This is a genomic window from Clostridium sp. AF37-5 (assembly GCF_003477605.1).
In the GTDB taxonomy this organism is placed as follows: domain Bacteria; phylum Bacillota; class Clostridia; order Lachnospirales; family Lachnospiraceae; genus Eubacterium_F.
In genome coordinates this window covers 175,869-195,851 of record NZ_QUDR01000004.1, presented here as the reverse complement: position 1 = coordinate 195,851, position 19,983 = coordinate 175,869, and the positions used below count along the sequence as shown (strand labels likewise).

Sequence of the window (19,983 nt, the reverse complement as noted above, 5' to 3'; positions counted from 1 at the left end):
CCTTGTTGGTTCAAAGAGAGAAACATCAATGTGTAGTTTTGAAGGTACTAACTATTATGTTAGGAAAAGTTTTCAAAGAGGAATTCTTTGGAGACTTTTGCTGTATAATAATATATATTCCTCGATAGCTCAATGGTAGAGCACTCGGCTGTTAACCGAGTTGTTGTAGGTTCGAGCCCTACTCGGGGAGCTGATGAAAAGTTCTCAGATGAAGGTCTGAGGACTTTTTTTAATAAAACGAACGTACCTTAGAAAGGAAAAAAGATGAAAGAACGCGAAAAATTTGGAAGTCGCTTAGGATTTATCCTGGTATCGGCAGGGTGTGCGGTAGGACTTGGCAATGTATGGAAGTTCCCTTATATTTGTGGAGAATATGGAGGGGCTGCTTTCATTTTAATATATTTAATGTTTTTGGTGATTTTGGGATTGCCGATTCTGCTTTGCGAATTTGCGGTTGGACGTGCCAGCCAGAAAAGTATGGCGCAGGCTTATGAGAAACTGGAGCAGAAGGGGAGTCGCTTTCATCATATGAAATGGCTGAGTATTGTTGGATTTTATATGCTGATGATGTTCTATACGATGGTGGCAGGATGGATTTTGTATTATGCCTACCGTTCTCTGACCGGACAGCTTCATGGTCTGGATAGCAGTGCTATTCAAAATGCATTTGATACCATGCAGTCTTCGCCACAGACGATGATGTTTTGGAATGTTCTTGCTATTCTTGTATCCTTTTTTGTCTGTGCGCTTGGTTTGCAGAATGGTATTGAAAAAATAACAAAAGTGATGATGAGTGTGTTGATTATCATTATGATAATCCTTGCCATTCATTCGCTGCTGTCTCCGGGAGCGATGAAAGGTGTTGCCTTTTATTTGATACCTGATTTTTCGTCCGTAGCGGAAAATGGCATTGGAAATACGATTTTTGCTGCGATGTCGCACGCATTTTTTACCCTTAGTGTCGGTATGGGTAATATGGAAATTTTCGGTAGTTATCTGGGAAAAGAGCGTGGCTTATTGGGCGAGGGAACTCGGATTATGTGTGTCGATACCTTTGTTGCTTTGATGGCAGGATTCATTATTATCCCGGCATGTTTTTCGTTTGGTGTAGAACCGGGGGCCGGTCCGTCGCTTCTGTTTTTGACGCTGCCGAATGTATTTAGTAATATGCCGGGAGGCAGTATATGGGCAGGAATGTTTTTTGTATTTATGGCATTTGCGGCGTTGTCAACGGTAATTGCTGTATTTGAAAGTATTATTTCCTATTATATGGATACGTTGGGATGGAGCCGGAAAAAGACTGTTTTAGTAAATATACCGCTTATGACAGTACTTAGTACGCCGGCAGTTCTTGGCTATAATATATGGAAATGGTTTCAGCCGATGGGGGCTGGCTCAAGTATTATGGACTTAGAGGATTTCCTTGTATCTTATAACATTCTGCCATTGGGTGGTTTGGTATTTGTGCTGTTTTGTACAAGAAAAAATGGATGGGGATGGCATGCATTCTGCGATGAAGTGAATCAGGGAGAAGGAAAGAAATTTCCGCTCTGGCTGCGTGGGTATATGACATATGTACTGCCATTGATTATCGTTGTTATTTATTTGAAGGGATATTATGATACATTTGTGGGGATGGGAATAAAAACACTTGTGTTATGGATGGCATTTGCTTTACTTTTGCTGGCTGGTATTTTTTCGGTGGCATTTCATAAACCAAAAGTGCAAAAAAAATAAAAAAAATGGAAAATTGCAACATTTTCTGCTATAATATCGTTATATGAGTAGAATAAAAAAGGATAGGAGAAAATGTTATGAAAAAAATTTGTTTTGCAGCAGCCCTGCTGCTTCTGATGTTTTGCTTTTCGGTTTTTCCGGCAAGTGCAAAAGAGTATCAGGAAAATGGGTATGAGTACAGTTTATATGGAAAGGAAGCCGTGATTGAAAAGGTGCCGAATGTTAAAGGGCATATTCAGGTGCCGGAAAAACTTGGTGGTTTTAAAGTCACAGAGATTGCGGGATTTGCATTTAGCAAAAATATTTGTGAGTCCATTTCGATACCGGATTCAGTGACTGTTATTGAGGGACAGGCATTTCATAAGTGCCGTAATTTGAAAAAGATTAAACTCCCGGCAAAACTTAGCAAGATAAGTTATTATATGTTCCAGGATTGTGTGTCACTACAGGAAGTTACGCTTGGTAAATCCGTAAAAAAGATACAGACAGGTGCATTTTATAATTGTGTAAAATTGCAAAAGATAAATTTGCCGGTTTCTCTTAAGAAGATTCAAAGTAATGCCTTTTACAAATGTTTTAAACTTACAAATGTAAAATTTGGAAACAAGCTTACTTCAATTGGAAGCAGAGCCTTTTATAAAAATTATGAGCTGAAAAAGATTACGATTCCTTCAAGCGTAACAAAAGTTCACGAAAATGCATTTGAAAAATGTGATTCGCTGGCAAGCGTAATCTTTAAGGGGAAAAAGACAAAGCTTGGAAAAGGTGTTTTTGTGGATTGTACCGGTTTAAAAAAGGTAAAACTGCCGGCAAAAATGAAGTATATTCCGGAAAAAACATTTTATGGATGCACAAATCTTAAAAGTGTGACACTTCCAAAACCGGTATCTTTTATTAAAGCAAAATCTTTTGCAGGATGTGAGAGTCTGGAAAAAATTCATCTTACCAATAAGGTCTATGCGATTGGAGATGGGGCTTTTAAATATAGTGGTCTGAAAAGTATTCATTTGAATAAGAAAGTACAGTTTATTGGAAACAGTGCTTTTGCAGGTACTAATATTAAAAATCTTCAGATGGGTGAGAATGTCCTTTATATTGGAAATAAAGTATTTGCAAGCTGTACTTCCTTAAAAACGATTTATATTCCGGCAAATGTAAAGGGAATCAATGCGAATGCGTTTAATGACTGCTCCAGTCTGCGGGAAATCCGTGTGGCGGCAGGCAACAAAAATTATTGTGCAAAAGATGGTGTTTTGTATAATAAGAGCATGACGAAACTAATCCAGTATCCGTTACATAAGACCAATCGTTCATTCCATGTACCATCAAGCGTAAGAACGATTCGATCGAATTCCTTCAATGATAATAATTACCTTAGAAATCTTACGATTTCGGCTGGTGCGATTGGCAATTATGCATTTCAGGGAATGACAAAACTACGTACAGTGCGGATTACGCAGGGAACCAAAAAAATTGGAAAAGAGGCTTTTTTGGGATGTAGGAGACTGTCCCGGATTGATATTGCGGATTCCGTGAAAACAATTGGTGACTATGCATTTTCTGAGACAAATATCAGGGTGGCACACATTCCTTCCGGACTGGTAAAAATGAACGCAAATGCATTTAGCCGATGCGATAAACTATCAGCGTTTACCGGAGGCGGAGGTAGATTTACGGTAAAAGATGGTGTGCTTTATAATGGTCCGATGACGAGATTAATGAAGTATCCACCGAAGAAGACTACAAAATCATTTACGGTGCCTCACAGTGTAAAATATGTTTCTTCGGAAGCCTTTGACCGTGTAAGTCATTTGACAAAACTGTATTTTGAAAAAGGAATTAAATCTCTTCCTTACAATTGCATATACAAGGTAAAGAACTTAAAATCGATTGTATTTGCGAGCGGAACCAAATTGAAAAATGGGGAATATGCCGTTGGTGACTGCCCGAAATTAGCAGTGATTGTAGGACCAAGCAGTTATCCGATTCGTCGGATGGCATACTATGCATCGGCAACTTTGATTACTTTATAAAAAAAATTATTTGAAATAACGAAAACGCTTGCAATCTGAATACCATTGTGCTATTATATTAGATGTTGACGCGTTAAGTCGTGTTTGACATCTAATATATACGGCCCCTTGGTCAAGCGGTTAAGACATCGCCCTTTCACGGCGGTAACACGGGTTCGATTCCCGTAGGGGTCACTTTGTATTCCTTGAGGATATGCGGACCTTTAGCTCAGTTGGTTAGAGCATCCGGCTCATAACCGGACGGTCCGGGGTTCGAGTCCCCGAGGGTCCATTGATATGGCCTAGTGGCTCAGTTGGTTAGAGCGCCGCCCTGTCACGGCGGAGGTCGTGGGTTCGAGTCCCATCTGGGTCGTTTCGGCAGACCATGTCTGCTGGATGAAATACTTATTATGCTGGTGTGGCGGAACTGGCAGACGCCCAGGACTTAAAATCCTGTGGGTGGTGACACCCGTACCGGTTCGATTCCGGTTACCAGCATTCAAAAAAGAGAATTACCAATTATGGTAGTTCTCTTTTTTTTCGGAAAAGCATACAATAGATGAGAATGAGGAATATTGGAGAGAGGACGGATATGTCAATTTACCTTGTCAAAGAAGAAGATACGATTGATAAAATAGCAGGTTTGTATGATGTTTCAGTAGAAGAAATAGCCTACATCAATCAGATTCCGTATCCGTATCGTTTGGCGGTTGGAGAAGCACTTCTGATTCCGGATGGTGTGTCTTCTGGAGTAAAAATGACGGCGTCGGCAAATGGCTATGCCTATCCGTATATCAGTCCATGGGTATTGCGCCAGACACTTCCCTATATGAGCGGACTGCTCGTATTTTCTTATGGTTTTACGGAGGAGGGAGAATTGATTCAACCGGTGCCATCCGATGATACGATGCGCCGGATGGCGGAGGAATACGGGAGAAATGCATATTTGACTTTGACGCCGCTTGGTCCGGATGGAAAATTCAGTAACAGCCGAATTCATGCGGTACTTACGAGCGAAGAGAGCACGGAGCGGCTGCTAAGCGAACTGCAAAGAGAAGTCAGGGAGAAGAATTTCCGTGGTGTCGATGTTGATTTTGAGTATATTTTGAAAGAAGATAGGGATTTATTCACGGCGTTTGTAAGAGAACTGCGGGTTCGTATGAATGAAGAAGGGTATCTCGTGAGTGTGGCGTTAGCACCAAAAACATCGGCAGAGCAGCCGGGACTTTTATATGAGGGAAAAGATTATGGAGGACTTGGTGAGGCGGCAAATCAGGTGCTTCTTATGACATATGAGTGGGGGTATCGTTATGGTCCGCCAATGGCTGTTGCACCGCTTAATAAGGTAAGGCAGGTTGTGGAGTATGCACTGACAGAAATTCCATCGGAAAAAATATTATTGGGGGTGCCAAATTACGGATATGACTGGATTCTTCCTTTTATGAGAGGTGAGAGTCAGGCAGTCACGATTGGACATGTGGAAGCGGTGCAGATTGCAATTAATAACAGTGCTGTAATCGAATTTGATGGGACGGCGCAGTCTCCGTATTTTACCTATGAAAGAGACAATGTACGGCATGAGGTATGGTTTGAGGATGTGAGAAGTTTATCTGCAAAATATAGTTTGATTAAGGAATATAACCTGCGTGGCATGGCGGTATGGCAGATTATGCGTTTGTTCCGGGCAATGTGGATATTGTTTGATGATTTTTTTGAAAAAAGAGAATAAAAATGCAACTTTTCTGTCATGGAAATCGTTTTATTATTAGAATGAAAAACAAAGGAGGAATGGCTATGAGTAAAAAAATAATTGGTTCAGTGATGACAGGTGCTTTGGTGTTATCACTGATTGCTCCGGCAGTACCGGCAGCCCCTGTGGATGCAGCCGGTAAGGTGACTTACAAAGTAAAGGGAACAACGCTTACAATAAGCGGAAAAGGTGAGATGCCAAAGAGCATGGTGTTTGGCAAGAAGTCAAAAACGAAAAATATTAAGAAGGTTGTGATAAAAAAAGGTGTCACTACCATTTCTAAGAATGCCTTTAAAAATTGTAAAAAGTTAAAAAGGGTACAACTTCCATCGACACTGAAAAAGATTTCCGGGTATGCCTTTTACAATACAGCGCTTGCAAATGTCACAATTCCAAACAGCGTTAAGTATATTGGAAATTATTCTTTTTATAAATGTAAAAAATTGAAGAAGGTATCAACACCGGCTGATTTATATGCTTATAACCGGGTGGATGAGAAAGGTGTGATCAATGATACGCCATTAGAGCAGCTGACGTTTACATCTGCCATTAAATCACTGAATGATATCAGTTTGAATCAGTTTGATACGAGGGCTTATGTGGTAAATAAGAACGATAAGAATTTTAGCTCATATAAAGGTGCTATTTATAACAAAAAAGGTGACACTTTGATGTACCTTGCTCTTTATGCGAAGCAGGCGGAGGTAAAGCCTTCCTGCGAGAGTATTTTGACGAGTGCATTTACGAATGATTTAGGGGATGACAACTATGTACCGGTAAAAGAATTGAAAGAATTTACAATTCCTGCCGGTGTAAAAAATATTGTGAAAGATGGCGTGCCTTTACCGGCGGGTATTCAATATAGTGTTTTGTCAAAGGATTTGACGAAGGAGAGCGTTGCCGTCTTATTTGGCACGATAGGAGAAAAAGAGGCAATGCGTCAGATGCCTGAGCGGATTTCCTTTGCCGGTGACTATGTGGTTATTGATAAAACATATCTTGCCAAATTTGCCGACAAAGCAGATGCTAAGAAAAAGGCAGAAGAGGAGACGCTTGAAATTCCGGAAGGCGTTGAGACAATTCCGGATGAAATGTTCCGTAATTTTAATATGAAGGAAGTTAAGCTGCCTTCGACCATAAAGACAATAGGTGCAAGTGCATTTTTTAACTGCAAAAAACTTGTAAAAATAAATTTCCCGGCTTCGTTAAAGGAAATTGGTAAAGATGCATTTTACTGGACAGAAATTGGTGACTGCATTTCAAAAGAGTGGCAGGCAAAAAAAGATACATTTTATACTTCTTTCACGGAATATGAGAAAAAGCAGAAAGAAGAGCAGGCAAAGCACAGGAATGCGAAAGCCATTGATTGTACCGGCGAGGCATTTGATGCAGTGAGTGGCGCTTATTCATATGACTCATCGATGCAGAATCAGTTTATTACCTTAACAATGAAAGAGTCCGGCATCTTTTACTACTATGCCAGTGAAGAAGCAAAACTTTATGATGCAGACAAAAAAGAAGTAAACAACTGTAAACAGGTGAAAAAGGGAGATGTTCTTTATTTGAAAACACCGGAAAAAATAACCGGTACGTTTAAGATTCATAATGCATTTGTCTGTCCGGAACTGACGGCGTTAAAACTTGGTGAGGATATCAACGAAAATTATTTCATGGCAAATGGAACAGTACAGTATCTGCCATTTACAAAGAAAACAAATGGCGGTGTGATTGTTCGAATTGTTGATTTGAATCTTGTTACCGCGCCAAACATGAAAATTGAAGTTCAAAAGAAAAATGGTTCTAAGTGGACTTCGGTTTCCAAACAGATTTCGGTGAAGAAGGGTAAGAAGTTTGATTTGTACACGCATATGAATGGTACGACGGCAAAGGATATCCGGTTTGCTCTAAAGAAAGGTGAGTACCGGTTAAAGATTATGGCAAAAGCCGGATGTGTGAGCCAGATTGCGGCATATGAATCGGATTATCAGCATTTGGCAAAGGATTCATATGGAAAGACGAAAAAGAAAGCGGTAAATCTTTATAAGACCGATTTTGATCTTGAGTCAAATGATATGTATTACCGTTTTGGATATTATTTCAATGAGGACAAAGCAAATACAAGATGGTATCGTTTTGTGAAGACGAATAAAAAGCAGGGTGCACTTACGATTTATAATAATATGCTTTCGTCCGGTGGTTTCACGGCATCGATTTACAAGAAAGGAACGAAAAAGGCAGTGAAAACATACCGCTTTGATAGTAAGCATATGAAAGATACCAGCTCAGATACGAAGATTGTGAAATATAAGTTGAAAACAAAAGGAACGTATTATATTAAGATTTCACGTAATAGTAAGAAAGTGACCGGCCAGTACGGTGTTTGCTTTAATTATGCAAAATAGTTGGATTTAACAAAAAAGAACCACTCTGCAAATTACAGGGTGGTTCTTTTTGTTATGTTTTATTTTTCGCTATTTCGATATTCAACCGGTGTCATATCATAAAGTTTTTTAAATGTCCGGCTAAAATGTTCTACACTTGGGTAGCCGACTGCCGCGGCAATATTTTCTACAGTCATATTTCCGTTTTTCAAAAGCGTTCTTGCTTTCTTCATCCGGATATTTGTGACCTGCTCGCCAAATGTCTTGCCGGATTTTTCATGGATGAATTTACTTAAATACGGCACGCTCAAGTGGAACTGTTCTGCCATGTCTTCAAGTGTTACGGTCTGGTAATTTGCCTGCATGAAATTAATCATGCCAACCAGCCGCTCATCTCTCAAATTATCGTTTTTTTTTATGTCCGGCAGTTTGTTTACGCAGACACACAATGCGTGAATGGAAGCCGAAATAATATCTTCGTCAATGCCGACGCCCCAGAATACATTGCCCTGGCAGGTGATGCTTACATAGGCAATTGCCTTAGAAGAGGAGCCCTGAGTCAAAGCATGTTCTTCGTAGGTGGACAACTGGTAACTGATGCCAAAGAACTGCTTGATGGTGTTACTTACGGCATCTAAACGTCCGTTTCCGTTTGCATCCACAATAGTAGATTTGTCACCGCAGGTAATCGTTGCTTCTGCCATGATGCCATCCACCTGTTTGAAGTGGCATTCGGAAATCTGGAAGTAAGGTGTCGGGTTAATGTAATTGTCTTCGAAAATTTCATAAACCCACTGTGGAGACAGTTCTTTATGCTCTTCGTCGGAAACGTGTTTCATCAGATAGCCAACTTCTTCCCGCATCGCATCCGGCATAGAAATACCGAAGTTCTGTTTCAGAATATAGTTGACACCGCCCTTGCCTGACTGGCTGTTGATTCGGATTACGTCGCCGTCATAGGTACGTCCGACATCTTTAGGGTCAACCGGCAGATAAGGAACACTCCATGTTTTTAATTTCTTATCTTCACGCCACTGCATACCTTTGGCAATTGCGTCCTGATGGGAACCGGAGAATGCGGTAAATACCAAATCACCGGCATATGGCTGACGCTCACAAACATGCATTCTTGTAAATTTCTCATAATTTGCACGGATTTTTGGCATGTTGGAAAAATCCAGTTTCGGGTCAACACCGTGTGTAAACATATTCATTGCCAAAGTAACAATGTCAACGTTACCGGTACGCTCACCGTTTCCAAACAGAGTACCTTCGATACGCTCGGCTCCTGCTAAAATACCAAGTTCTGCGGTTGCTACGCCACAGCCACGGTCGTTGTGCGGATGCAGACACAGGGTAACTGCATCACGGTATTTCAAATGTTTGTTGATGTATTCTACCTGAGTGGCAAATACATGAGGCATTGCATTCTCAACGGTAGCAGGGATGTTAATGATTGCTTTGTTTTCTTTCTTTGGCTGCCATACATCCAAAACAGCATTGCACACATCAACGGCATAATCCACTTCCGTTCCCGGAAAACTTTCCGGACTGTACTGGAAAGAGAAGTTTCCTTCGGTTTCGTCTGCCAATTTTTTCAAAAGCACCGCACCGTCAACGGCAATCTGTTTAATCTGCTCCTTGGATTTTTTAAATACCTGTTCACGTTGTGCAACCGATGTTGAGTTGTACAGATGAATAACTGCGTGAGGAGCACCTTTTACAGCCTCAAATGTTTTTTTGATAATGTGCTCTCTTGCCTGAGTCAGAACCTGAACGGTAACATCATCAGGAATCATATTTTTCTCAATCAAAGCACGCATAAATTCGTATTCAGTTTCCGATGCAGCCGGGAAACCAACTTCGATTTCCTTGAATCCAATATCTACTAACATCTGGAAAAACTGTAATTTTTCGTCTAAACTCATTGGTTCAATCAACGCCTGGTTACCATCACGCAAATCGACGGAACACCAAATCGGCGGCTTTGTGATGGAATCTTTTTTTACCCAGTCATAGGTACATTCCGGTGGCATAAAATAGGCTTTTTCATATTTGTCAAAATTTTTCATGTTCAAATCCTCCATTTCTTTTCCTAATTAAAATACTGTTTTGCTGCAGGGGATTGGATGATTTGTGGTATAAATAAAAAAACTTCCGTGCCCCACAACCAATGTGGTTGTAGAGACGAAAGAGATAATCCTTCGCGGTACCACTCTACTTCATGTCCGATGGACATGCCCTCATCAGCACTAACATGCCTTTCCCTCATAACGGTGGGTGACCGGTACATTCTACTAAAGGTTCAAATGTACAGCTCGGAGGCGAGTTCACAACCATTCTTCTACTGCCTTTCACCAGCCGACAGCTCTCTGAAAGAATAAAAGGAAGTTACTATTCCTCGTCATTGCCTTTTGCTATATGATATGTTATCATACTTTTAGTAAAAAGGAAATGATTAAATTTAATCATTTATATTGATTATTTTTAATCTACGGTGATAGCGTGCCGAAAGCTAGTTTTTATTCCTTCCTAAAACCGGGATTGGAGCTTCAATCATAAAGATAAAAAAAATAAAAAAAGTGCTTGACTTTTTATGACGACTGCGCTATTATAATACTTGCGTTGTACGTGTAGCTCAGCTGGATAGAGCACTTGGCTACGGACCAAGGTGTCGGGGGTTCGAATCCTCTCACGTACGTGAAAACCGCTTATAACAGTTGTTATAAGCGGTTTTATTTTTTACAATTCTAAATCAATTTTATTTTGAAAAAGACTTTTTAATCGCCTGAAAACTCTCTTCACTGATAATATGCTCGATTTTGCAGGCGTCTTCTTCTGCTGTTTTTTCGGCAACACCAAGAGAAATTAAGTAGTGCGTCAAAACATCATGACGTTCATAGACCATTTCTGCAATTTTTTTCCCAGAATCCGTCAAATAGATGTAACCGGCATCGGTTACGGTAATATGTCCCTTTTCACGCAGGTTTTTCATGGCGACACTGACGCTGGATTTTTTAAAATCCAATTCGGTAGCAATGTCTACGGCACGGACGACCGGCAGTGTTTTACTTAACATAAGGATAGTTTCCAAATAATCCTCAGCGGATTCGTTATACTTTTTCTTCATATATATAAGTAACTCCTCTCCAAAAAATATATACTGGGGGTATTCCCATTTACATTGTACTGTATAGTATAACATTCTTTTGCAGATGAATCAATTTGTTTTATCGCGAAAAAAACTCATAAAGTTCTTGACAGCTAATGTTCGTTAGTGTATACTAACTTGCGTAAGTGATAGAATTCATTATCAACCGTCATGTCATTTATGACGCGATACAGAAAGGATGATGGAATGATGCCTTTAACGATGGCGAAAGTGGGCGAGAAAAACACGATTAAAAGAATTGGCGGTCGTGAAGAAACAAAGAAATTTCTGGAGAACTTAGGCTTTGTGACCGGCTCGGTTGTGACAGTGGTATCGGAAATCAGTGGCAATATGATTTTGAATGTCAAAGATTCCCGCGTTGCACTTGGAAAAGATATGGCAAATAAGATAATGATTTAAGGAGGAAAGACAATGACATTGAGAGAGGTGACACCTGGCAGCACAGTAAAAGTTACAAAGTTGACAGGCGAAGGTCCGGTAAAAAGGCGTATTATGGACATGGGTATTACCAAAGGAGTTGATATTTTTGTAAGGAAAGTAGCACCGCTTGGAGACCCAGTTGAGGTTACCGTACGTGGTTATGAATTATCCTTGCGTAAAGCGGATGCAGAAATGATTGAAGTTCAGTAATTTTTTTGTGTCATAGTTAGTAAAAACTAACAAGGGAAAGTCAAAACAAATATAAGATAGAAATATCAAACTTAGAAAAGGAGAAAAAGAAATGGCTATTACGATTGCGCTTGCGGGTAACCCGAATAGCGGTAAGACAACATTGTTTAACGCTTTGACCGGTGCCAATCAGTTTGTTGGTAACTGGCCTGGTGTAACAGTAGAGAAAAAAGAAGGAAAGCTGAAGAAGAGTTTGGCAGGTGGCAGCTCAGACGTTGTTATCACCGACTTGCCCGGTATTTATTCTCTTTCCCCATATACATTGGAAGAGGTAGTTGCTAGAAATTACTTAATCAATGAGAGACCGGATGCGATTTTAAATATTGTAGATGGTTCGAACATTGAGCGTAACCTGTACTTGACAACACAGCTTCTGGAACTTGGTATTCCGGTTGTTATGGCTGTCAATATGATGGATATTGTAAAGAAAAATGGCGATGTCATCAACATAAAAGAGCTGAGCAAAGTTCTTGGATGCGACGTGGTTGAGATTTCTGCCTTGAAAGGAACCGGTATTGAGGATGCTGCGAAAAAGGCTTTGGCTGCAGCAAAGAAAGGTTATGAAGCACCGGTTCATGAATTTGCTGAAGGAGTAGAGATGGCAATTCATTCTGTCGAGTCAATGTTAGACGGACAGATTAAAGATGAGTTGAAACGTTTCTATGCAATCAAACTTTTGGAGAGTGACGATAAGATTGTTGAGCTGATGGCTTCCGTGCCGGATGTCAGCAGTGAGATTTCTTCTCTGGAAGAGGCATTTGATGACGATGTAGAAAGTATTATTACAAATGAGAGATACAGCTATATAACATCTGTCATTGATGACTGCCTGAAAAAAGCAAAATCCGGAAAACTTACGATTTCCGATAAGATTGATAAGATTGTGACAAACCGAATTTTGGCGCTGCCAATCTTTGCGGTTGTTATGTTTATCGTATATTATGTTTCTGTTACAACAGTTGGTACAATTGCTACTGACTGGGCAAATGATGGTGTGTTCGGTGATGGCTGGCACTTGTTCGGTATCGGAACTTCCGCTTACGAAGAAGATGCTGACAGCTATACACAGGCAACCAACGCATTGGATGCTTATGGCGTTTTGGTAACAGACGATGAAGATGCCATTGATGTTGATGCAACAAAGAAAAAGATGGCAGAGTTAGATGCAAAGGGTTCTTCTGAAGCTTCTGTAAAATATGAAGTAGAAGATGAAGAGACTTTGGCAACAAATGAAATTGATGTATATTATGATGCGGTACCGGATGATGCAGATGAGGAAACTGTAAATGGTATGTCATTCAAAGATGCAGAAAAATATGTCAATGAAAAAGGCTTGGAAGAGCCGGATTCTGCAGATTATGGTGTTTGGGTTCCCGGTATCCCGGCATTGCTTAATAAGGCACTTTTGGACGACGAAGGAAATCCGGTTTGCGCAGAACCTTTGTACGGATTGATTATGGATGGTATTGTAGCCGGTGTTGGAGCTGTACTTGGATTTGTTCCTCAGATGCTTGTATTGTTTATCTTCTTAGCATTTTTGGAAGCATGTGGTTACATGGCACGTATCGCATTTATCATGGACCGTATTTTCCGTCGTTTCGGTTTGTCCGGTAAATCCTTCATCCCAATGTTGATTGGTTCCGGATGTGGTGTTCCCGGTATCATGGCTTCTCGTACAATCGAGAGTGACCGTGACCGTAAGATGACAATTATGACGACAACATTTATCCCTTGTGGAGCAAAACTTCCATTTATCGCAATGGTTGCCGGAGCTATTTTCGGTGGTGCTTCATGGGTTGCTCCTTCCGCATACTTCCTTGGAATCGGAGCTGTTATCGTATCTGGTATCATTTTGAAGAAAACGAAATTGTTTGCCGGTGACCCGGCACCGTTCGTTATGGAGCTTCCTGCTTACCATATGCCAACCGTTGGTACGGTACTTCGCAGCATGTGGGAGCGTGGCTGGAGCTTTATTAAGAAGGCAGGTACTATCATCCTTCTTTCCACAATTTTTGTATGGTTTACAACCTATTTCGGTGTAGTAGACGGAACATTCCGTATGCTTTCAGAGGATGAAATTGATGCTAGTATTCTGGCAGTAATTGGTAAAGCAATCGCTTGGTTGTTCGCTCCTCTTGGATGGGGCAACTGGCAGGCAACTGTTGCTTCAATTACAGGGCTTGTGGCAAAAGAGAATATCGTTGGTACTCTTGGTATTCTGTACACTGCCGGTGATGGTACTGTATATCAGAACATGGCAGCAAACTTTACCGCAGTTAGTGGTTATGCTTTCTTAGCATTTAACCTTTTGTGTGCTCCATGTTTCGCAGCAATGGGTGCGATTAAACGTGAGATGAATAACCGTAAATGGTTCTTCGTAGCCGTTGGTTATCAGTGTGGATTTGCTTACTTGATTGGTTTGATTGTAAATAACATTGGTTTGCTTGCACAGGGCGTATTCAGTATCTGGACAGTAGTTGCTATTTTGGTAATTATTGGAATGATTTACCTTCTGGTTCGTCCTTATAAAGAAAGCCAGACATTAAAAGTTGGCAAAACGAGTGTTGCTGCCTCCAAGTAATCATCTCAAAAATTTGTAAAAAACATTTTGAACATAAATAAGCCATTTGGATATGACCTGCATTTTTTGGAATGCAGGTCTAGCCTTTTGAATCGAAAGGAGTGTGTCAATATGTGGGGAACAATTATTGTAGCAGGTATTCTTGTGGTGATTGTAGCCGCTATTCTGTTTTGCATGAGAAAAGACCGTAAAAATGGAAAAGGAAGCTGTGGCGGTGACTGCAGTAAATGTAAGGGTTGCCATTAAATCATTCAGTATGTATAATGAAAGAACATGGACGGTTGAATGAAATGAGGTGGATAGGATGAAGAACCCTTTGATAAAAATTTGTGGTATTACTTCCGAAGAAGAAATTGGATATATTGCAAAAGCCGGTATTGATTATGCCGGCTTTGTGTTGTTTTTTCCGAAAAGTAAAAGGAATCTTTCCCTAGAGTGTGCCAAGAAATTAATTGCGAAACTTCCGGCAGGCGTTGTTTCGGTTGCGGTTACGGTAAGCCCGACAAAAGAGCAGGTGGAAGCGGTTGTGGAAGCCGGCTTTTTAGCAATTCAAATTCATGGCAAGATAGAGAATTCGGTTATTACGTCCTGTCGGATTCCGGTTTTTAAAGCTTTTAATGTAAGTGATATGGATGCTTTTTCACATTACGAAGAAATGGATGAAGTGGCTGGATTTGTTATGGATGCTGCAGTTCCGGGAAGCGGAAAAACATTTGACTGGGATTTGCTGCAAAAGCTTCCTTCGACAGAGAAACAAGTATTACTTGCCGGTGGGCTTAATCCGGACAATGTGGGAGAGGCTTTGACTGCCTGCGCGGGGAAAATTGATGGTGTGGACACCAGTTCCGGAGTAGAGCGCGCAGATGGTAACGGAAAGAGTAAAGAGCGAATAGAGGCTTTTGTGAGAGCAGTGCGGGGAAATAAATAAAAGGAACTCAGAATGTTAGGTAGTTGATTTTGCGAGAATAAAAGTATATAATAATATTAGCTAAGAAAAGTAAGTGCATTTTCAATGTGCGAAAGAAGTCTAGAGTGCCAGCTCTAGACTTCTTTGTTTATTATTAAAAAAAGAGAGGATTTGTGTGACAAATCCTCTCTTCTCTTGATATATTCTTACTTATCCTGATACTCAAGTGCTGCACCAACAAATCCTTTAAATAACGGATGTGGATGGTTTGGACGGGATTTAAACTCCGGATGAGCCTGTGTGGCAACGAACCAAGGATGTTCCGGAATCTCTAACATTTCAACAATTCGTCCATCCGGTGAAAGTCCGGAAAGTTTCATGCCGTTTTTCTCTAAGTCATCACGATAGTAGTTATTTACCTCATAGCGGTGGCGGTGTCTTTCATGAATTGTTTCTTCGCCGTATAGTGCATACGCTTTACTGTCTTTAGCGAGTACACAAGGGTAGGAACCAAGACGTAAGGTGCCGCCGATATCCTCAACACCATTCTGGTCTGGCATCAGGTGAATTACCGGATGCGTTGTAGATGGATCTAATTCTGCACTGTGAGCGTCATTCCAGCCGACAACATTACGTGCAAATTCTACGATGGATAACTGCATACCAAGGCAGAGACCAAGGAATGGAATGTTATTTTCGCGTGCATACTGGATAGCATAAATTTTACCATCAATACCGCGGTCACCAAAACCACCCGGTACTAAAACACCACTTACATCGCCTAAAAAATCAGCGACATTTTCAGGGGTTACATCTTCTGAATTTACCCATTTGATGTTTACCTGTGCATTGTGGGCGAAACCACCGTGCTTTAAGGATTCAACAACACTGATATAAGCATCATGCAAAGCAGTATATTTGCCGACGAGGGCAACGGTTACTTCTTTGTTTAAGTTCTTAATGGAATTTACCATGTCTTCCCAGCCTTTGATATCCGGTTCCGGACAATCCAAGTGAAGACATTTGCAGACAGTCTGTGCAAGGTTTTCTTTCTCCATGGCAAGAGGTACTTCATAAAGTGTTTCCACATCTAAGTTCTGGATAACCTGACTGTTTGGTACATTACAGAACAAAGAAATTTTGTCGCGGATTGCTTTATCGAGAGGAATCTCAGTACGGCATACAACGATATCCGGCTGGATTCCCATACCTTGAAGTTCTTTTACACTTGCCTGTGTTGGCTTGGATTTTAATTCCTGCGATGCCTTTAAATAAGGAACTAATGTAACGTGAATCAAAATCGCATTTTCATGTCCGACATCTAACTGGAACTGACGAATTGCCTCTAAAAATGGCTGGCTCTCGATATCACCAACCGTACCTCCGACTTCAATGATGGCAATCTGCGTTTCTTTTACACCATCGTTGCGGTAAAAACGGCTTTTCAATTCATTTGTAATATGAGGGATTACCTGTACGGTTCCACCACCGTAATCACCACGGCGCTCTTTGGAAAGAACCGACCAGTAAACTTTACCGGTTGTGACATTACTCTGTTTGGTGAGACTTTCGTCAATGAAACGCTCATAATGTCCCAAGTCCAAATCGGTTTCCGCACCGTCATCGGTGACGAATACTTCACCATGCTGAATTGGATTCATCGTACCCGGGTCAATATTGATATACGGGTCAAATTTCTGCATGGTTACTTTGTAGCCACGCATTTTCAACAATCGACCTAAAGAAGCGGCAGTAATTCCTTTTCCTAAACCGGAAACAACACCGCCAGTTACAAAAACGTACTTTACAGCCATTTTAATCTCCATTCCGGAGCCAACAGCTCCTTAATCTTTTTACAAATTTTATATTTAATGAAAATAAACAAACTTATTTCTAGTATACCCTTTTTACCAGTTTGTTTCAAGTGTCAAATTCACCAATCTTTCACATACTAACCATTGATTTATCATTTAAAATCTTTTATACTTATTAAAGTAACGATTCAGGATACGAAAGGACAAGATAGAATGGATTTTAATAATAATGAAAGAAATAATCAGGATCCGAACAAGCGCAAGAAAAACAAGACCAATCTCTTGATTTGTTTAATGGCGGCGCTGTTTGCAATTGGCTTGATTTTTTTCCTGAATTCCGAGATTCAAAGAAATACGGAAAAGGAAATCACGTATACAAAATTTATTGAAATGCTGAAAAAGGACCAGGTGAAAAAGGTTACATTTCAGTCGAATATGATTGTCATTGAGCCAAAGACGAAGGAAAAAGTGGCGATGCTTACGGTCACTTATTATACCGGGTATGTCAATGACGAGAAATTGGTGCAGGATTTGCTGAATAAATACGGAGTCGAGTTTACGGCGGAGATTCAGAGCAGTTCGGGAATTATGGACTTTTTGCTTTCTTATATTCTTCCGATTGCGGGACTTTGGATTCTCCTTTGGTTCTTTATGCGCTCAGCAACTAAGGGCGGCGGCATTATGGGCGGCGTCGGCAAGTCAAATGCGAAGATGTATGTAGAAAAAAAGACCGGTGTGACATTTAAGGATGTTGCCGGTGAAGAAGAGGCAAAAGAGTCACTGACGGAGTTAGTTGACTTTTTGAAAAATCCGGATAAATACAAAAAAATTGGTGCGAGACTTCCGAAAGGTGCGCTGCTTGTCGGACCTCCGGGAACCGGTAAGACACTGCTTGCGAAGGCACTTGCAGGAGAAGCAGGTGTTCCGTTCTTTTCCCTGTCCGGGTCCGATTTTGTGGAAATGTTTGTTGGTGTCGGTGCGTCACGTGTAAGAGATTTGTTTAAGCAGGCGACATCGATGGCACCTTGTATTATTTTTATTGATGAGATTGATGCGATTGGTAAAAGCCGTGACAGCCAATATGGCGGGGGCAATGATGAGCGTGAGCAGACGCTGAATCAGCTGTTGTCGGAGATGGATGGTTTTGATTCCTCGAAAGGAATTATCATTCTTGGTGCGACAAACCGTCCGGAAGTGCTTGATAAGGCATTACTTCGTCCGGGACGTTTTGACCGCCGGATTATTGTGGAAAAACCGGATTTGAAAGGCCGTGTGGATGTATTAAAGGTTCATTCGCATGATGTGCTTATGGATGATACGGTAGATTTGGAAGAAATTGCGTTGGCAACTTCCGGTGCCGTTGGTGCGGACCTTGCCAATATGGTTAATGAGGCTGCTATTATGGCAGTAAAAGATGGCAGACAGGTTGTAAGCCAGAAGGATTTGTTTGAGGCAGTTGAAGTGGTGCTTGCCGGAAAAGAGAAAAAAGACCGTATTCTTGGCGAGGAAGAAAAGAAGATTGTTGCTTACCATGAGATTGGACATGCGCTTGTGGCAACCAATTTGAAACATGCGGAGCCGGTACAGAAAATTACGATTGTGCCGCGTACAATGGGAGCACTCGGCTATGTGATGCAGGTGCCGGAGGAAGAAAAATATCTGATGAAGAAGGAAGAACTGATTTCAGAGATTGTTACGCTCATGGGCGGCCGTGCGGCGGAGCAGGTTAAGTTTGATGATATTACGACCGGAGCGTCGAATGATATTGAGAAGGCAACGTCAATTGCACGTTCGATGGTAACGCAGTACGGTATGAGCAGTAAGTTTGGCATGATGGGCTTAGAGACGATTCAGAGCCGTTATCTGGATGGCAGACCGGTGCTTAACTGCGGCGAGGTGACGGAGAGCCAGATTGATGAAGAAGTCATGGCAATTTTGAATGACAGTTACAAAAAGGCAGTGGAATGTATCGAGACAAACCAGACGGTTATGGATAAACTGGCAGAGCATTTGATTGAAAAAGAAACGATTACCGGAAAAGAGTTCGTTGCTATTTACGAAGAAATTACCGGTGAAAAGTTAAAGAGAAGCGGCGAGGAAAAACAGAAAGAAGAAGTAAAAGAACTCCCGCAGAATGAGGAAGAGTAATGGCTTACGAATTGTTAGTGCTGGATGTTGATGGAACATTAGTCAATACAAAAAAAGAAATTACAGAGCGTACAAAAGAGGCTTTGTGGGAATGTCAGGAACAGGGTATCAAGGTTGCAATTGCTTCCGGGCGGTGCACAGAGGGCATCAGCCATCAGGCAAAAGCGATTGGACTTGACCGGTTCGGCGGCTATGTTATTTCGTTTAACGGTGGACGCATTACAAATTTTGTAACCGGTGAAGTGATATATGATATTACACTGCCGGATGGGATGATTCATGAATTGTATGATTATTCAAAAAAAGAGCATACCGGAATATTAACGTATGATGCCGGGAAAATCGTGGCGCACAGTGACACGGATCCGTATATTACAATTGATGCAAAAGGCTGTGATATTCCTATTTGGGTACCGGAAGATTTTCACCGGGATGTGAAGTTTGCGGGTAATAAATGCATTTTGACCGGGGACCCTGCGCATTTGGAAAAACTGGAGAAGAAGGCGGCAAAAGATTTTGAGGGCCGTCTTTCGGTTTACCGCTCCGAAGGATTTTATCTGGAAATGATGCCTCTTGGCGTGGATAAGGCATACGGTGTGGCAAAACTGTTAGAACGTCTTGGCTACCGCCGCAGCCAGATGGTGTGCTGTGGGGATGGATTTAATGATTTGCCGATGATTGAATATGCCGGATTTGGCGTGGCTATGGCAAATGCACCGGAACAATTGAAAGAAAAAGCGGATTATGTTGCACCGTCCTGTGACGAAGATGGACTGGTGGATGTGATTACGCGTTTTATAAAGGACTGGTAA

The 19,983-nt window shown here is 41.1% G+C and carries 14 protein-coding genes, 6 tRNA genes and 1 other annotated feature; of the genes, 17 read left to right on the top strand and 3 right to left on the bottom strand.

Annotated elements, in window-relative coordinates; genetic code table 11:
* Nucleotides 1-118 precede the first annotated feature (118 nt).
* The 9 genes from DW019_RS04465 (at nt 119) to DW019_RS04425 (ending at nt 7,901) form a co-directional block, all read left to right on the top strand.
* Nucleotides 119-190: transfer RNA gene (locus DW019_RS04465), tRNA-Asn, on the top strand.
* A 74-nt stretch (nt 191-264) separates the two neighbouring features.
* Nucleotides 265-1,737, top strand: coding sequence for a sodium-dependent transporter (locus DW019_RS04460; protein WP_118442646.1), 1,473 nt, complete (start codon nt 265-267; stop codon nt 1,735-1,737).
* 77 nt (nt 1,738-1,814) lie between these two features.
* Complete coding sequence (locus tag DW019_RS04455; protein WP_118442645.1) at nt 1,815-3,770, top strand: leucine-rich repeat domain-containing protein; 1,956 nt, start codon at nt 1,815-1,817, stop codon at nt 3,768-3,770.
* Nucleotides 3,771-3,872: 102 nt separating this feature from the next.
* Nucleotides 3,873-3,944 (top strand) — tRNA-Glu (locus tag DW019_RS04450).
* A 23-nt stretch (nt 3,945-3,967) separates the two neighbouring features.
* Nucleotides 3,968-4,041 (top strand) — tRNA-Ile (locus DW019_RS04445).
* 7 nt (nt 4,042-4,048) lie between these two features.
* Nucleotides 4,049-4,122: transfer RNA gene (locus tag DW019_RS04440), tRNA-Asp, on the top strand.
* Nucleotides 4,123-4,161: 39 nt separating this feature from the next.
* Nucleotides 4,162-4,247, top strand: a tRNA-Leu gene (locus DW019_RS04435).
* Between the two features lie 94 nt (nt 4,248-4,341).
* Entirely contained in the window at nt 4,342-5,478 is a 1,137-nt protein-coding gene (locus DW019_RS04430) for a glycosyl hydrolase family 18 protein (protein WP_118442644.1), read from the top strand.
* A 65-nt stretch (nt 5,479-5,543) separates the two neighbouring features.
* Nucleotides 5,544-7,901, top strand: a complete 2,358-nt coding sequence (locus DW019_RS04425; protein ID WP_182431042.1) for a leucine-rich repeat domain-containing protein — start codon at nt 5,544-5,546, stop codon at nt 7,899-7,901.
* Between the two features lie 59 nt (nt 7,902-7,960).
* Here the strand turns inward: DW019_RS04425 and DW019_RS04420 are convergent, their stop codons facing one another.
* Nucleotides 7,961-9,952 (bottom strand): 2-isopropylmalate synthase, encoded by a 1,992-nt coding sequence (locus DW019_RS04420; protein ID WP_118442642.1) that lies wholly within the window; start codon nt 9,950-9,952, stop codon nt 7,961-7,963.
* Nucleotides 9,953-10,060: 108 nt separating this feature from the next.
* Nucleotides 10,061-10,297, bottom strand: a binding site (T-box leader).
* Between the two features lie 210 nt (nt 10,298-10,507).
* Between DW019_RS04420 and DW019_RS04415 the strand changes: the two genes are divergently transcribed.
* A tRNA-Arg gene (locus DW019_RS04415) sits at nt 10,508-10,581 on the top strand.
* Nucleotides 10,582-10,641: 60 nt separating this feature from the next.
* On the opposite strand, the gene DW019_RS04410 is transcribed toward DW019_RS04415, so the two are convergent.
* Nucleotides 10,642-11,010, bottom strand: a complete 369-nt coding sequence (locus tag DW019_RS04410) for a metal-dependent transcriptional regulator (RefSeq protein WP_022376256.1) — start codon at nt 11,008-11,010, stop codon at nt 10,642-10,644.
* A gap of 228 nt (nt 11,011-11,238) precedes the next feature.
* On the opposite strand from DW019_RS04410, the gene DW019_RS14960 reads away from it, so the two are divergent.
* From DW019_RS14960 to DW019_RS04390, 5 genes are all read left to right on the top strand, one after another.
* Nucleotides 11,239-11,451: a FeoA family protein gene (locus tag DW019_RS14960; protein ID WP_182431041.1), complete on the top strand. Its 213-nt coding sequence runs from the start codon at nt 11,239-11,241 to the stop codon at nt 11,449-11,451.
* A 12-nt stretch (nt 11,452-11,463) separates the two neighbouring features.
* Nucleotides 11,464-11,682, top strand: a complete 219-nt coding sequence (locus DW019_RS14955) for a ferrous iron transport protein A (protein WP_022376254.1) — start codon at nt 11,464-11,466, stop codon at nt 11,680-11,682.
* A gap of 91 nt (nt 11,683-11,773) precedes the next feature.
* Nucleotides 11,774-14,302, top strand: coding sequence for a ferrous iron transport protein B (feoB, locus tag DW019_RS04400; RefSeq protein WP_118442641.1), 2,529 nt, complete (start codon nt 11,774-11,776; stop codon nt 14,300-14,302).
* 111 nt (nt 14,303-14,413) lie between these two features.
* Nucleotides 14,414-14,548, top strand: coding sequence for a FeoB-associated Cys-rich membrane protein (locus DW019_RS04395; protein WP_117478902.1), 135 nt, complete (start codon nt 14,414-14,416; stop codon nt 14,546-14,548).
* Between the two features lie 58 nt (nt 14,549-14,606).
* Nucleotides 14,607-15,230 carry a phosphoribosylanthranilate isomerase gene (locus DW019_RS04390; protein WP_118442640.1) on the top strand — a complete coding sequence of 208 codons (624 nt, stop codon included), beginning with the start codon at nt 14,607-14,609 and terminating at the stop codon, nt 15,228-15,230.
* Between the two features lie 185 nt (nt 15,231-15,415).
* Here DW019_RS04390 and DW019_RS04385 read toward each other — a convergent pair whose 3' ends face one another.
* Nucleotides 15,416-17,023, bottom strand: a complete 1,608-nt coding sequence (locus DW019_RS04385) for a CTP synthase (protein ID WP_117478944.1) — start codon at nt 17,021-17,023, stop codon at nt 15,416-15,418.
* Between the two features lie 213 nt (nt 17,024-17,236).
* Here DW019_RS04385 and ftsH point away from each other — a divergent pair, with 213 nt between their 5' ends.
* Both ftsH and DW019_RS04375 read left to right on the top strand, forming a co-directional pair.
* Complete coding sequence (gene ftsH / locus DW019_RS04380) at nt 17,237-19,171, top strand: ATP-dependent zinc metalloprotease FtsH (protein ID WP_118442639.1); 1,935 nt, start codon at nt 17,237-17,239, stop codon at nt 19,169-19,171.
* A complete protein-coding gene (locus tag DW019_RS04375; protein WP_118442638.1) occupies nt 19,171-19,983 on the top strand; it encodes a Cof-type HAD-IIB family hydrolase in 813 nt (270 codons plus the stop codon). The genes ftsH and DW019_RS04375 overlap by 1 nt, the downstream gene beginning before the upstream one ends.